General features: G+C 34.6%; 12 protein-coding genes, 2 pseudogenes and 2 other annotated features. Of the genes and pseudogenes, 5 read left to right on the top strand and 9 right to left on the bottom strand.

What is annotated here, in order from left to right; genetic code table 11:
• Nucleotides 1-25: 25 nt before the first annotated feature.
• Nucleotides 26-260, bottom strand: a binding site (T-box leader).
• A gap of 54 nt (nt 261-314) precedes the next feature.
• Nucleotides 315-551: a binding site (T-box leader), on the bottom strand.
• A 108-nt stretch (nt 552-659) separates the two neighbouring features.
• Entirely contained in the window at nt 660-4172 is a 3513-nt protein-coding gene (locus B5P40_RS23345; RefSeq protein WP_113709985.1) for a DUF4020 domain-containing protein, read from the bottom strand.
• A gap of 150 nt (nt 4173-4322) precedes the next feature.
• On the opposite strand from B5P40_RS23345, the gene B5P40_RS23340 reads away from it, so the two are divergent.
• Nucleotides 4323-4760, top strand: coding sequence for a YndM family protein (locus tag B5P40_RS23340; RefSeq protein ID WP_113709984.1), 438 nt, complete (start codon nt 4323-4325; stop codon nt 4758-4760).
• Between the two features lie 204 nt (nt 4761-4964).
• Here the strand turns inward: B5P40_RS23340 and B5P40_RS23330 are convergent, their stop codons facing one another.
• The 3 genes and pseudogenes from B5P40_RS23330 to B5P40_RS23320 form a co-directional block, all read right to left on the bottom strand.
• The gene (locus B5P40_RS23330) at nt 4965-5489 is read right to left on the bottom strand and encodes a cysteine hydrolase family protein (protein WP_078176516.1); all 525 of its coding nucleotides are present in this window, start codon (nt 5487-5489) and stop codon (nt 4965-4967) included.
• 42 nt (nt 5490-5531) lie between these two features.
• Complete coding sequence (locus B5P40_RS23325; RefSeq protein ID WP_113709983.1) at nt 5532-6071, bottom strand: GNAT family N-acetyltransferase; 540 nt, start codon at nt 6069-6071, stop codon at nt 5532-5534.
• A gap of 22 nt (nt 6072-6093) precedes the next feature.
• Nucleotides 6094-6392 (bottom strand): annotated as a pseudogene (locus B5P40_RS23320) (YfzA family protein); the annotation flags it as partial.
• A gap of 209 nt (nt 6393-6601) precedes the next feature.
• Between B5P40_RS23320 and B5P40_RS23315 the strand changes: the two are divergent.
• On the top strand, nt 6602-7021 hold the full coding sequence (locus tag B5P40_RS23315; protein ID WP_061674140.1) for an SgcJ/EcaC family oxidoreductase: 420 nt from the start codon (nt 6602-6604) through the stop codon (nt 7019-7021).
• A gap of 120 nt (nt 7022-7141) precedes the next feature.
• Nucleotides 7142-7645, top strand: a pseudogene (locus tag B5P40_RS23310) (kinase).
• 28 nt (nt 7646-7673) lie between these two features.
• Here B5P40_RS23310 and B5P40_RS23305 read toward each other — a convergent pair.
• From B5P40_RS23305 to B5P40_RS23295, 3 genes are all read right to left on the bottom strand, one after another.
• Entirely contained in the window at nt 7674-8348 is a 675-nt protein-coding gene (locus tag B5P40_RS23305; RefSeq protein ID WP_113709982.1) for a hypothetical protein, read from the bottom strand.
• A 500-nt stretch (nt 8349-8848) separates the two neighbouring features.
• Complete coding sequence (gene entB, locus B5P40_RS23300; protein ID WP_113709981.1) at nt 8849-10387, bottom strand: cell wall-binding protein EntB; 1539 nt, start codon at nt 10385-10387, stop codon at nt 8849-8851.
• Between the two features lie 217 nt (nt 10388-10604).
• On the bottom strand, nt 10605-11096 hold the full coding sequence (locus B5P40_RS23295) for a nitroreductase (protein ID WP_078176511.1): 492 nt from the start codon (nt 11094-11096) through the stop codon (nt 10605-10607).
• Between the two features lie 260 nt (nt 11097-11356).
• Between B5P40_RS23295 and B5P40_RS23290 the strand changes: the two genes are divergently transcribed.
• Together B5P40_RS23290 and B5P40_RS23285 are read left to right on the top strand one after the other, a co-directional pair.
• The gene (locus tag B5P40_RS23290; protein WP_113709980.1) at nt 11357-11737 is read left to right on the top strand and encodes a VOC family protein; all 381 of its coding nucleotides are present in this window, start codon (nt 11357-11359) and stop codon (nt 11735-11737) included.
• Nucleotides 11738-11789: 52 nt separating this feature from the next.
• Nucleotides 11790-12275 (top strand): GNAT family N-acetyltransferase, encoded by a 486-nt coding sequence (locus tag B5P40_RS23285; protein WP_113709979.1) that lies wholly within the window; start codon nt 11790-11792, stop codon nt 12273-12275.
• 100 nt (nt 12276-12375) lie between these two features.
• Here the strand turns inward: B5P40_RS23285 and B5P40_RS23280 are convergent, their stop codons facing one another.
• Both B5P40_RS23280 and B5P40_RS23275 read right to left on the bottom strand, forming a co-directional pair.
• Nucleotides 12376-12921: an NADPH-dependent FMN reductase gene (locus tag B5P40_RS23280; RefSeq protein ID WP_113709978.1), complete on the bottom strand. Its 546-nt coding sequence runs from the start codon at nt 12919-12921 to the stop codon at nt 12376-12378.
• Between the two features lie 554 nt (nt 12922-13475).
• Nucleotides 13476-14912, bottom strand: a complete 1437-nt coding sequence (locus tag B5P40_RS23275) for a GntP family permease (RefSeq protein ID WP_002168153.1) — start codon at nt 14910-14912, stop codon at nt 13476-13478.
• Between the last annotated feature and the right edge of the window lie 48 nt (nt 14913-14960).

Raw genomic sequence — 14960 nt, 5'->3', positions numbered from 1 at the left:
ACAAAAAAGCCCTACTGATTCAATCAGTAGGGACGATATTTATCGCGGTACCACCCTAGTTGTAGACTTCTTTCGTCTACCTCTCTTCATTGTTAACGATCAATGTGACCGTCTTTCCCTTCATAAAGATACATATCTTTACTACGAAAAAGATGCTCCAGGACTGTAATTCGCTCTTGTTTTTGTACTGGTTCACACCAACCACCAGCTCTCTGTTACAGGGAAACAACAACTACTGCTTTTCCTTTCAACGCATGTTTATTATATTTTCAAGTTGGACCGTCAAAATACAAAAAGTCCCTACTGAATAAATCAGTAGGGACGATATTTATCGCGGTACCACCCTAGTTGTAGACTAACTTTCCGTCTACCTCTCTTCACTGTTAACGATCAATTGACCGCTCTTTCTTCATAAAGACAATACTATCTTTACTACGAAAAAGATGCTCCAAGACTGTAATTCATGATTATCCCTGTACTGGTTCACACCAACCACCAGCTCTCTGTTACAGTAAGACTAACCACTACTGTGATCTCTTCATTGCACTTTGTTTATTCAAATGTTTTTGAAATTGAATAAGTATGATTCGTATTATAGAACGCTTTTCAAAACACTGTCAATAACTTTTTATATATTTTTTAAAAATTCCACTTCCGCCCTATGATTCCTCTTGTAAATTCTCCGTTACGATTCCGATGCGAATTATTTCATTTTCTATTAAATTTAATACATGTCTTTCTACTTCATACCTGGTTAATAGTTCTTTTATTTGTATGATCTCACTTTCAAGTAAATCGGCTTCTTGACACGTCTGCAGTAAAGTGAAAAACACATTTGCATACAATTCTTTATACGCTTTCATACGCTCTTTCTTTTCAAGTATCTCTATAAACAACTGTTTCATTTCTTCTTGATTAGATTGTCCTTCCACACCTTGAAATTTACTAGAAATAATATTTAATCCTTTTTCTAAAACCTCATCCATGCATAAAACAATACGTAAAAGCATCATATATTCTCTCGTTGTTATTAAGCCCATTTTCGGACGTTCTCTTAAAAACACACTAAGCCACGCTGTCCAAAATTTTTGTTGCTCCTTACCACTTAACGTTTTTACGTAGTAGCATAAATACTGCATAAATTTAATTTTATTCTCTTCGTTTTCTTGCATCAAAAGTGGATATAACCAATCTGTTTTTTGCTCCCAGTATAATACGCATTTAATAAATACAAAGCTAAGCCATTTTAAAAATGCTTCTCTCGTATATGGATGTAGTGCATCTAAATGTTCTACTGCATACTTAATATATCGTCTTATTTCTGTAAACAAAGGTAGATTAATTTGCGTATAACATAATCCCGCCCACGCATATTTCGTAAGCTCACTTTCTTTCTTTAAATCTAAGTAAGGTAGTACATTTTTCCGACACCATTGCTTCTCAATATGGTATAAAAACGTAATATCTGCTGTTAAACGAGCAAACATAAAGTTTGTACGTTCCGAAGTAACCCTTACCTGTTCCTCAAATAAAAATAAATATTCATACACATTGCGATCGTATAAATGATCATATGCTAACAGTTTTAATAATACGGCGGTCATCTTCCCAACAGGGTGCTGAATGGATTCATTGTAAAACTCTTGTTTTCCAATTTTAAAATCCGATTCCCCTCTCATAACTTGTGGAAGTACAGAAAAGGCAAAGCGTTTTACAATCCGTATACTATTTTCATCTAACTCTTCTAATCGATTACTAATTTCATATAAAAAACTACTAATTAACCAATGAAAAGCAGTATTTCTAATAAATTTCTGCAATAACGGAATGATTTTTTGAATTTGTTCATTCGTCAAATTCCGGTTATTTCGCCACTCTCTTATACACACAAACCATACTTCATTACTAATTTCGTGCACGCCTACTAGTTGATAAGCAAACGAAATACTCCACTCTACATTCAATTTACACGCTTTTGATAACATCTCTAAAAAATGGCGTTGTTCAAAAACACCGTCTCTTGAAATTTGCCGAACTTGCTCCATTATTTCATCGTCTTTCAGCTGCAGTAATCCATCAGCTGTTACATTGCATGTAATACGTTGTTCATTTGCCTCTTTCTTTGGAACACTGTATAGATCTGAAGAAAAATGGGGGTGTTTCTGTTTCATTAGCTCGTATCCTTCCGCCGTACACTTACTATTCGAATCACACGTGAATAGTAAGTCTAATACAAGACAAGCATCAAACGCCCTCTCTTCTGCAAGATACTCTAATACATGTTGAATTACTTCTTCTTTCGTTTCCTCTAAAGCATCTGCGTAATAATTCTTTAAAAGTTGAAACACTTCATGTTTACATGTGAAATCTAACAGAACATCTACATGTAACAACCACTTCAGTTTGTCATCCGCTGTAACGAATACATTATTAATCATTGCTTCAATTGCAATTCGCTTTTGAAGTACACTATCAGTTTCTATCATTTCTGTAATATAATGATTTGCTTTTTTCTCATTGTTTTCACATAAATATGTAAGACACTCTTTTACAATTTGAATTAAAAATGTAAAATCATTTTGTTGTAACTCCTGCTCTGAAATTTCTCTATCTCTTCTTTTCAGTGCATTTTGTCTTAATGACAATAGTTGTATCTTTTCTAACCCCGTAACCATAATCGGATTTGCGTAGTAAGTAATATGTGGTCTCATTTTCTCTTTCCAAATTCGCTCCACATGAGAAAAAATAGGCATTGGTATACGACTCGATTCCTCGAGTTCAATCGACTCTTGCGTATCATTTCCCCATCTTCTTACACGCTTCAATTTAAGTTTCCCGTCTAAAATAAACGTTAATAGCAACAAGCCAATTTCTTTATGCTCAGGGAAAGAACATTTTTGCAATAAATATGTGATCATTTCAATAGAGCTACTATCTTTCTCTGCTGTTTCTAATAAAAGCAATGTCCATCTTGCAAACAACAAAGGGTCCATCGTTTCTTTCGTTTCGTTTAAGTAAGTACAAATTGTTCGCCACCATAACGGGGATATTTTAGAATGATTTTTAAAAATCAATTGAAATAGTTCTTTTTGATGACTAAATAGAAATTGCTCCACTAACCATTCCGCAAGCAATTCATCTACTTCATCATAATTTGCTGTAAGCAGAAATAAATTTCTTAGTTTCCCTTCTGCTTCAAGCCATTCCACCCATTCATAATCACGAGCAAATTCAACGAAGTACCGAACGGTTTCAATTTTTTTTATTGACTGTTTTATATAGGATAATTGCTCCTGCTCTACTGATGGAGGAACGGTTACAATATCACGAATGCGCATTCTTTTCGTAATATAATTATCCCCCATTAATTCCGCCCACCGCTTCACCGCTTTCACAAGCGCCTGATGATTATTTGCTTTATTCGGATACACAATCGGTCTTATCCCTAAATGCTCCCAATGATATGTATTATCACCTTGTGCGACGAAAGCATAACGCCTTGTACTCGGTGGTAAGCCTGTTGCTAAATATTTCATTACAGGATCATTATGACTATACCCAACGAATAAAACAGTGTAATTTGAGAATAAATCAACTAAAAATCGTCTCGCCCATCCTTCTGTTAAGTAAGCCCTTCCAAAATCACCATCCGTTAAAATTAAAGCTTCTTTCTCTTGTTCTACATTCCCATGTATGTAAGCCAACCCTTTAAACGCTCTCCCTGTCGGTAAAGCAGGTGCATAATAAATATTCAGCTCTCTATTCATTTCTGTAATTACAGACGTAAAATGTTGATCAAAGTTTGTCGTTACAATTCGAACATCCGTATCTAACGGAAACAGCCTTGGAATCGCATAGTGTAATGGATTTGGTTTTGATTTTTCTATATTAACGAGGTCTCTTGCAACTTGATGCACATCTTTCGTTTTCGCAATTTTACCGAGATAATAATCGTGGGGTTCTGTCATCTCACGCCTTTCGACATATAAAGCTTTCGAAATTTCATCAACTAAATCATCGAAATTCGGTAAGTTTGATTTCCCCTTCATAGAAACTCCTGCTCCAACGAATAATACTAACTTACCTTGTTCAAGGTGATCGATTAACTCATCTGGAATTTCTACTTCTGAAGTTATCCACATCCCGGATTCCCCCTTACCTAAAAATGTCATACGCTCTCATTTCACTATAACATTTTTTAAATGTTTTTTTAATATTTAGATAAAATTTCAGCATGATAAAGTTTTATCTAAATTAAACCGTTCCAATGTATGAACTCCTGTATTTATTGTAAAACTATGTATAAATGGGAGGTGTAAATATTGAGTGATATTACTGTAATACTTATCAAATTTATATCATGCATCATCGCTTTTAGTATCGGACTAGCTCTATTTTTCCCAGCAACGCTCGTCCAAATCATTTCTTTTAGTCTCTTCGTCACAATCGTTTCTTATATGTTTGTTGATAAAATTATTTTAAATCGAATTGGCAATTCCGCTGCCATTATGACGGATTTCTTACTTACGTATTTAAGCGTTTGGATTTTTGGTAATATTTTATTAGACAACTACATGCAAATTGCATGGGGCAGTATCCTTTCTGCCATCGTCTTTACATTATCAGAAGTAATCGTCCATCGCTTTTCTGATTCCCACACAAGGCACAGCAATGATAACATTCGAATTAATCGCCGGTTTGCATATGGCACGGAGTTTGCTGAAGAACAGAATGTGTTGGATAAAGATAAGAAGAAATAAAGCCATAATTACTGGTGCAAAAAAGTAGCTGTCTCATCAGTCGAATTTTTGACGATGTGGCGCTCCTTTTTGTTTTTTGTACTATCAATACGGTGAATGAAATTATATCAACGATTCGACAAGAAATATCGATTTATCGACAACGTTTGATAGCCTATCTTCAAATAAAAAAGCTGCCCCATTAAGAGACAGCAACTTCTGTAATTACGCTTTTACTTTTAAATCTTTTAACGTAATAACATCTGCAAATGATCCAAATACAACATTATGATGTTTTACAATATCTTCAGCGCGTAATACATCTGTGTCAAATGTGCTATGTGCATCACTTACTAATGTTACTTTATACCCTTCACTAAACGCTCTTCGCGTTGTCGTATCAACACAGTACTCTGTTTGCATTCCTGAAATAATAACATGCTCAATCCCTTTTCCTAGTAACACTTCGTTTAAGTTTGTCTTATGGAATGAGTCTGGAGTCGTCTTTTCAACGACAAGCTCCCCTTCTCGCGGAGCAATCGCCGCATGCACTTTCCAGCCATCTGTACCTTTTTCTAACGGATGATCTTTTGGCCCGTTATGTTGTACATAAATAACCGGAATACCATTTGAACGACATTCCCCAATGAGCTCTTGCAACGTTTCTAAAAACTTTTCCCCATTATGTACTGGGATTCCTGCTGTATACATACCCGCTTGCACATCAATAACTAGTAATGCCTTTTTCATTTCACACAGCTCCCTTTATTTTTATAAGCCCCTGCATATTTATTATAATTGTTTATATTCTACCATCCAACAATCTTCTAATTTCCCCTCATGCAGTTCATGTTCCTTTAAAATCTTCACTTTTTTAAATCCGCATTTTTCATAACACTTTATCGCACGTTCGTTATTTACTCTAGGATCCATCGCGATTGCTTCCGCACCCAATTTCTCCATAATGTATGTAATAGCTGCTTGAACAAGTTTTGTTCCAATTCCTTTTCCCCAAAAGATCGGTTCACCGATAAATTGGTCCATTCCCCATACATTTTGTGATTCTTCATATCCATATAACGCTTTCCATTCAAAATCAACTGGATACATTTGAATGTAGCCGATCGGCATTTCATCAAATTCTACTAAGCATCTTTTTTCATTACTGTTTGGATTATGTATAAAATGGGCAAGTACCTCTTCTACAGATTGCGGATTATCTCGTCCTTCGTAATACTGCAGGACTTCTGGGTCTGTTAACCATTTTGAAATGATAGGTGCATCGTTTTTTATTACGTATCTAACCGATAAATTTTCTTTTTGAAATAGCATATTACACCTCTTTGTTAATAGCTTAAATCTTTGTATTTTCCCTTGATGTTAAATCTTTAATTGTGCCTATTAATGCGCATATGGTAGTAATGCAATGATAAAAAATGCTGTATACAAGTTAAATTGTGAAGTTTTATACGGAGCAAATGTTTCTGTAAAGAACTGTGAGTTCATAATTCTTTCAAATAATCCCCCTTCACTAAATTTGGGAGACCACCATGAGTTTAATTCACAGAAGAAAAGTATGAATTGCATAACAAGAAATGCAAAAAGAGTGCATACCCAGTCTCGCTTCCAAAAAGACTGAGACTTTTTTGTTACTTACTCTATTTAACATCCCTCTTTATTATCCATTACATTGATTATATACTTAACCTTATTCAATTACCGAAAAATTCATTTTATTCCCCTTACTACAAATCATACTTCCGCCTATATTTTAATTAAAATAAATACTACTATCGTTGGAGGATAATGTGATTTTCCCGTAATAAAATAAAAGTAATAAACAATAAATTGGAGGAATTCACATGACTAAATACTATAATTCCAAAGAAGAATTACAATTAGGGATAAAGCACATTGAACAAACCATTCATGAAGTTGAAGCTGCATTCAATAAACATGATGCCGATGAACTTGATCGTCACTTTACATTACACGCTTCATGGGTAAATGTCTTAGGAATTCGCCTCTCGGGCTGGAAACAAATCAATGAAGCTCACAAAATTCTTTTAGCAGGACCACTTCACAACTCTTATGCACAGTATGAAATTGAAGACATTCATTTCATACGTTCCGATGTAGCTATCGTACACATTAAACAATATCCAACAACTTCTGAAGGAACGATAATAGAAAATGAACAAAGTAGCCTCGCTATGTATGTTATGGTTAAAGAAAAAGATACGTGGAAAATTGCATCTGGACAAAATACATTCGTACAATAACTCTTCGCATAACACCACTCGTTTACAAAGCTAAAATAAGCTCTGTAAACGAGTTTATTCTAAAAATCTAGTATAGCCCTACTGAAAATTGTCTAATAAAAACACATAGGAGATGAGACTTTGAAATCGACATTAATCATTCTTCGTGGAAACTCCGCAAGTGGCAAAACAACAATCGCAAAGGAACTGCAAGAACATTTCGGGCAAGGAACACTTTTAGTCTCACAAGACGTTGTGCGCAGAGATATGCTAAAAGTTCACGATACAATAGGTAACTTATCTCATGATTTATTATTTGAAATTACGAAGTACGGAAAAGGAAAATGTGAATTTGTTATTTTAGAAGGTATACTGAGCAGTCGTAGATACGGTGATATGCTGAAAGAATTAATACATTTTTTTGATGAAAATACGTTTACATATTAATTCGATTTATCATTAGAGGAAACAATTAGACGCCATAACACAAGGGGAAAAAGGCATGAATTTGGTGAGGATGCATTACGGAAATGGTATAATCCTCACGATACAATTGAAGTTGCTAGAGAAACTGTATTTACAGATGATTTCACGCAAAAAGATGTATTTCACACTATTCTTAATGACGTTACACAACAAAAATAAGACTGAATCATTTGTCAGTCTTATTTTATTATGTTCCTTGTATTTCAGTTTTCATAACGGAACAATCTTTACATAAGTAATAATATATATTCATTTCCCCAAACTGAAAATCAACTACTGAAATAAGTTCCCGTTCTTCAAGGTCTTGTGTAATTGTAGCAACATATTTCATCTCTTTAGAACAAGTTGGACATCCTAAATCTTCTGGAACATCATCGTATAGGGGCGCTCCTAACAATCTACATACATATTCCGAACCGAATAAGTCAAAAGCTTCCCAGTAACGATCTTCATCAGTAGGTATATCTTCATTTTTCATATTCGTTAGCTTTACATTAGTTTTTGGAAGATTGACCGGTAGCTTATACTCAGCTTCCATAATCCACTCTTCCGTATTGTCTTGTTTTATTATTTGTGCCGTTTTGCCCCCATTACTTAATTGAAAATATTGCGGCTCCCACACCATCGCACAATTCAAGCAAGAGATGAATGGTAATACAATCAATTCATCATTTTTAAGTTCAGAAAGTTTCTCATCTTTCAAATCAAAACAAAAAATTTGATGCATTTTCTCACCGCATAACTTACACAATGGTAATTCACAATCTTGACCACCGAAATAATGATTATATGAATCTTTCCCTTCCATTACTCTATACCCTTTTATTCCATCCCAATGTTCGCCATATAATTCCATTGTCATATTCTATCCTCTTCTCGCTTATAAAGGTAATCCTCGATACTAATCTTTTAATAACTTTCGGTACATAAAATATTTTTTATTGTTGCTAATCATCATTTTTCTCATTCTTATCACCGTTATCTTTTTGGTATGAATACGATAATAAAATAATAACAATTTACAAGAAGACTGAGTTCTGTATCCATTCTGACACTATAGGGATTTGGAACGTTATAAACTCTAGTATAAGACTAAATAAAACAATTACTATTTTATGAATATTTTTCTCCTATTTATCTAATTGTATTTTAATAGTGATAGAAGAACAATATGGTTGTCAGAAATACAAATAAGGATTATATAATTCAATAGGGTTACTTTTACTGCTCACGGTACTCAGCAGCAAAATTAAGGTTTTATTCTTTTACATATCCTTCAAATTTTTTCAATGAATCACATTAAGGTAAAAAATAAAAGCCAGTCTCAATAAAGAGAACTGACTTCTATTTGGATAACCATTATTATAAAACTTTTACTTTAACAGTTTGTCTTCCCCAGTTCATAGCTTTACTTTTTGAACCCATTAAAACATCAATACGATTTCCTTTAATAGCACTACCAGTATCACCAGCAATAGCTTCTCCATAACCTTCTACCCATACTTTAGATCCTAATGGGATTACCTTCGGATCTACTGCGATAATTCTCATATTAGGATTTGCCGTTAAATCATGACCCATCGCAGTTAAAACGCGTCCACCATATGTACCATTTTCACTTGGATCAGCAGTATATGCTGTCGCTACTACCGTTAATTCACGTTTAGCAGACTGTGTGTTATTTTTAGATACTTCTTGTGTCTTTGTTGCTTCTTTTGCTTTCGCTTCTTCTTTCGCTTTTTCTATTTCTCGTGCTTGCGCTTCTTTCTTAGCCTTTGCTATTTCCTGCGCTTTTGCTTCTTCTTTTGCTTTTTCTATTTCTCGTGCTTTTGCTTCTTCCTTAGCCTTTGCTATTTCTTGTGCTTTTGTTTCTTCCTTTGCTTTTTCCTTAGCTTTTGCTATTTCTTGTGCTTTTGCTTCTTCCTTTGCTTCTTCCTTTGCTTTTTCCTTTGCTTTTTCCTTAGCTTTTGCTATTTCTTGTGCTCTTGCTTCTTCCTTTGCTTCTTCCTTTGCTTTTTCCTTAGCTTTTGCTATTTCTTGTGCTCTTGCTTCTTCCTTTGCTTTTTCTATTTCTCGTACTTTTTCTTCTGCCTTAGCTTTTGCTATTTCTTGTGCTTTCGCTTCTTCTTTTACTTTTTCTTCTTCCTTGGTCTTTACTATTTCTTCTGCTTTCGTTTCTTCCTTAACTTTTACTCTCTCTGTTACTTTCGCTTCTTCTTTAGGCTTTACTATTTCTTCTGCTTTCATTTCTTCCTTAACTTTTACTCTCTCTGTTACTTTCGCTTCTTCTTTAGGCTTTGCTATTTCTTTTACCTTCACTTCTTTCTGCTCTTTTGTTGTTTCTTTCGCTTTTGCTATTTCTTGTACTTTTGCTTCTTTCTGCGTTTTTACTTCTTCCTTTGCTTTAACTGCTTTTTGTACTTTCGCTACTCGCTTCGTTTTCTCTTCAGCTTTCTTTTCAATTGGTGCTGTACTTGATAGGAAAGAAACATTTGCATAAGCTGTTTTTCCTTTATACTCAAATTGCAGCCATCCATCTTTTACTTGATGTGTTGATTCAATTACATCATCTTGTTTCAGTCTGCCAAGAATTTCTGATTCTGTGTTTGCTTCAGTACGTACATTTAATAGGTTTGCTGTTACATGGTAAATATCTTTTGTAAACTCCGAACTTACAAATACTTCTTTACCATTTAACTCAATTTTTGACCATCCTTCTTCAGTATGTATGACCTTTAACTTTTGTCCTTCTTTTACTTTTTCGACAACTTTTGATTCCGTAGTTGGCTTTTCACGTACGTTGAGTACATCCGCTGTTACGATAGTTTCTGCGATAGCAGATGTGGTAAAAGCCCCCAATCCAAGAACTGTTGCTGTTGCTGCGCCAATTATTTTTTTCATATTAGCCTCCATTGCGTTTTTTTTGAGTTCTATCAAATGCTTCTATAAAATTAGGGAATTCCACAGAGTATCAAAACATTTGTAACAGTATATTAATACCACTTAATATACTGTTTTTAAAACTTTCTACTCCAATATTATCAAATTTTCATTTCTAATTCTATACATTATAAATCTACTTATCTTCTATAAACTCTTCATGACCTTCTACTTCACACTAGATAGTTGTCGCAATTCCTGCCAAAAATAAACTTACAATTGCTAAAAATGGCGTTCCAGCTATTGCACCTCTTAAGTGAAACTTATAGTCTTTATATCCTTTCATTCCCTCAGTACTAGGAATAACAACAAATCTTGGAGTAATCCAGCAAAATATAAGCCAATCGATTATTAATAAATCTACTAAATTGAAAATCATTACAATCCCAAAAGTATGTAAATAGGCTTCAATATACAATAATTTCCCATGGTGATGTAGTATATATGTAGAAACTAAAGGCGTTCCGAAGAGAATAATATTGTAAATAATTCCGAAATAAAATGTTTGTTTTTTTTCATTTATCGATTTTGGCAAAACTACTTTTTGAATATCTTTCGGATAATCATTTAACCAAAGGCGAGGATTATAATATGTAGACCCTAATATCATAATAGACAGTATAAAAGACATGGAAATACCGACAATCACCATTTGTTCAAATTGCCCCACAAATGCCCCTCCTTATTTGAAATTTTGACGTACGTAATTCACTTAATTAGACATTGTATGCATGTTATGACTTAAAAATTATCTAATACCATTAATAAAATTTTTCATTACAATCCGCTTTTTCCTAACGTCCATTCTTATTTCTTGCAATATGGTTGCAAATTTAATAAAGTGAACATCTAATTAGTGTTGTTGAATTTCGCTAATTATTACAGAGTACATATTTTTTAATTTACATAAAGAATGGATTGGTGAAACGAATGAAAATCGAACATATAGCAATTTGGGTAAATGATTTAGAATTAATGCGTACTTTCTATACAAAGTACTTTAACGGTAAAGCAAACTCTTTATATCATAATGAAGCGAAACACTTTGAATCTTATTTTATTACGTTCGAATCTGGAGCAAGGATTGAACTTATGCGTAAAAAAGGTATTGAAAATGAGCCTAATCTTAATATAACTGGCTATGCACATATGGCATTCTCTGTCGGTAGTGAAGAACGTGTAAATGAATTAACTTCAACATTAAAAGATGATGGTTATCCTTTATTAAATGGACCACGTTTCACTGGAGATGGCTATTACGAAAGTGTAATAAGCGATCCGGAAGGCAATCAAATAGAAATCACTATTTAACAATCGTTTATCTTTTCTGAAGAACAATTAAAAATTCGTTTGGAGGAATCCGATGCATAAACTACATTTCAAAAAATTTGAAGCAACAGATTTTAATCCATATTTCCAGCTCGTATCAAATGAAAGAGTGATGGCACAAATTACAGAGCGTGCTATTCCGCTAGAAGAGGCACAAAACGACTATGAAAAATTGTTAAGGCGCAATGAAAAGCATAAACTGTTTGGGTCTTATAAAGTTTATGACAGTGCAACAAATGAATTTATCGGCCTTGGACATGTAACAGTGAATGAAGATAATGTAAAAGAAGCTGAACTTGGATATATGATTTTGCCAGAGCACTGGGGAAAAAGATATGGTAGTGCAATTGCAAAGGAATTAATAAATATAGCGAAGCAGACAGATGTAAACGTACTAAAGGCAATTATCGATCCGAGCAATACCCCCTCTCGGAAGATTTTACTAAACGTTGGTTTTACATCTGAAAAAGTTTGCGAGATTGATGGATTACCTGGGGAGATTTTGAGTACATATATTTAAATATATAAAAAAGCAATGCTACATTTGAACTAGCCGTAGCATTGCCTTTATCTTTTTTTATTATAAAAGTCCCATTTTCACCTTAATACGAACTAAATCACTATTCCTTTATCTCGTCTACTACACTTTGAACTAAAGAGATAAGAGCTTTCTTTGTATCCTCATCTGTTACTTTTGCATCATCACTAAATTTAGTTCGCACAGATGGGATTAATAACGAGCCATTTTGAACGACAATTGTATCTAGCATACCTAGTGTAAGTAATAAAGATTCATGGGCTTTATCCCCTCCCGCAATTGATGGTGAAGCTGTTATAATAGCCACTGGCTTTTTATAAAGTTCCGCTGATGAAACAAGCCATTCTAAAGCATTCTTCAAAACTCCTGGAATACTTTTTGCATACTCTGGTGTACAAATAATAAGTGCATGTGCTTCACTTAATGTCTTTCGAAATTCTTCAACAACAACCGGTGCTCCAACTCGATCTACATCCGGATTAAAATGAGGTAGTTCCTCTATCCCATTATAAATAGTGTAATCTATACCTTCTGGAATAAATGCTGCTAAAGTTTTTAATATGTTTGTGTTGGATGATCCTTCCCTAATACTTCCTGAAATCGCTATGATTTTTTTGTGTATACTCATATGATCCCCTCCTACAAACATCATACTTATGCAGCCATAGAAAAATCAAAAATATTGAACTATTTAACAAGCTGTACATTCATCAATTTTGTTTACATAATAATATTATGGTTTATTTTTAACCTTTTATAAAATAGGTAAGGAAACTCCATATTTGTTATCCTATTTGAGAACGGACAAATCATGTTTGTAAATGGTTTTCACGACTATTATGAATGTTGGCCAGCTGGGGTCCAATGTGAGGATTTGCTTGTAGTTGCTGCACCTGTTATCAAAGGTGAAAAGTGGGTTATGACGCAATGGATGAGTAGAAGAGCATTGTTGTAACAAGTAAATTTACCGACTTTATCATTTTAACCGAGAAGCCCTCCTCCTCTAGACCAAGTGAAGGTTGGGATAGTTCAATTCCAATCTACAATTGAAGTTTTTTGTGAAATTCATTAAAAACATACAAACAGCCATCGTTTCATGGAATGATGGCTGTTTCTGTTTACCATTATACATAATCTTAACTTGGTGGCTGCGTTATTTATAACAGCCGATCAACCTTCCTACTATACAATAGAAAACATCATGTACACTCCAACAACGAAGAAAACGGCTAATGTCTTAATTATCGTAATACCAAAAATCTCTTTATAAGCTTCTCGGTGTGTTAATCCTGTAACTGCAAGTAAAGTTATAACTGCTCCGTTATGAGGGAGAGTATCCATACCTCCCGCTGCCATTGCAATTACACGATGCAGCACATCTAACGGAATATCAAAGTTCGCTGCCGCTTCAATATATTTATCTGCCATTAAACCTAATGTAATACTCATTCCACCCGAACCTGATCCCGTCAGACCGCACAAAATATTCGTCATGACCGCTCCGCTAATTAAAGGGTTTGAAAATGTACCTGTCAAAGAATTTTGAATCATGACAAATCCGGGTAAAGCTGCTATAACGGCACCAAATCCATACTCGGCTGCAGTGTTCATGGCAGCTAAGATTGAACCACTTACGCCCACGCTTGTAATAGATTGAAACTGTTCTTTTACCGCTTGGAAGTTTAATAATATAGCAGCAAGTATTCCGATAAGAAGTGCCATTTCCACTGACCAAATACCTACGACTTGTCCCATATCAATCGTTCCGTACTCCTTCAAACCTATAGATGCAAAATCAAATCCCTTTGTATACCAAACCGGGATGAATTCTGTAAAGACTTTATTCATCACTCCGACCAGTACAAGCGGAAGAAAAGCTACCCAATAACTAGCTGGAATAACATCGCTGGAAACAATAGGCGCTTGCACCAATTGTGCGCTAGTTGTGGCAGCCAGTTCAGAAGTGGCACCGCCTTTTCCGAAGTACCCCTCTCCCTTAGCAGCAGCCTTCTTCCTACACCTTTCCAAATACAGCATGCCACATATAAAGATAAACAGTGCTCCGATAATCCCTAATGTAGGAGCTGCATAAATATCTGTTTTAAAGAACGTAGTTGGAATAACATTTTGGATTTGAGGTGATCCAGGAAGTGAATCCATCGAAAACGTGAATGCACTGAATGCAATTGTCGCTGGAATGAGACGTTTCGGAATATCCGCCTCGCGAAATAATTGCGCCGCAAACGGATAAATCGCAAATACTGCGACAAATAAACTGACACCACTGTATGTAAGAATCGCTCCCATTAACACGATGGAAAGAATAGCTCTTTTCACGCCTATAAAATGGATGATAATTTTCGCGATTTTTTCTGCTATTCCAGTGATTTCTACCACTTTACCGAATATCGCTCCAAGCAAAAATACAGGAAAATATAATTTTATGAATCCGACCATCTTCGCCATAAAAACATTAGAAAAGAATGGTAAAACATTCGCCGGTTCCGTTAAAAATACAGCCAACAAAGCACATAACGGAGCGAATAAAATGACTGAGAATCCTCGGTAAGCTACAAATATAAGCAAGCCAAGCGATAGCAATACAATCAATAAATCCATAACCGCATTCCCCCTCAATAAAATAGATTCTCTTAAATTTACTTTACA

The organism is Bacillus sp. SRB_8 (assembly GCF_003264205.1).
Lineage (GTDB): Bacteria > Bacillota > Bacilli > Bacillales > Bacillaceae_G > Bacillus_A > Bacillus_A mycoides.
The sequence above is the reverse complement of the archived record's forward strand: the minus strand, read 5'-3'. Positions and strand labels throughout refer to the sequence as shown.

Coding starts and splice junctions, on each gene's coding strand:
- B5P40_RS23275 (WP_002168153.1), bottom strand. CDS start 14,912: ATGGATTTATTGATTGTATTGCTATCGCTTGGCTTGCTTATATTTGTA.
- B5P40_RS23285 (WP_113709979.1), top strand. CDS start 11,790: ATGCATAAACTACATTTCAAAAAATTTGAAGCAACAGATTTTAATCCA.
- B5P40_RS23330 (WP_078176516.1), bottom strand. CDS start 5,489: ATGAAAAAGGCATTACTAGTTATTGATGTGCAAGCGGGTATGTATACA.
- B5P40_RS23280 (WP_113709978.1), bottom strand. CDS start 12,921: ATGAGTATACACAAAAAAATCATAGCGATTTCAGGAAGTATTAGGGAA.
- B5P40_RS23290 (WP_113709980.1), top strand. CDS start 11,357: ATGAAAATCGAACATATAGCAATTTGGGTAAATGATTTAGAATTAATG.
- B5P40_RS23315 (WP_061674140.1), top strand. CDS start 6,602: ATGACTAAATACTATAATTCCAAAGAAGAATTACAATTAGGGATAAAG.
- entB (WP_113709981.1), bottom strand. CDS start 10,387: ATGAAAAAAATAATTGGCGCAGCAACAGCAACAGTTCTTGGATTGGGG.
- B5P40_RS23325 (WP_113709983.1), bottom strand. CDS start 6,071: ATGCTATTTCAAAAAGAAAATTTATCGGTTAGATACGTAATAAAAAAC.
- B5P40_RS23305 (WP_113709982.1), bottom strand. CDS start 8,348: ATGACAATGGAATTATATGGCGAACATTGGGATGGAATAAAAGGGTAT.
- B5P40_RS23345 (WP_113709985.1), bottom strand. CDS start 4,172: ATGACATTTTTAGGTAAGGGGGAATCCGGGATGTGGATAACTTCAGAA.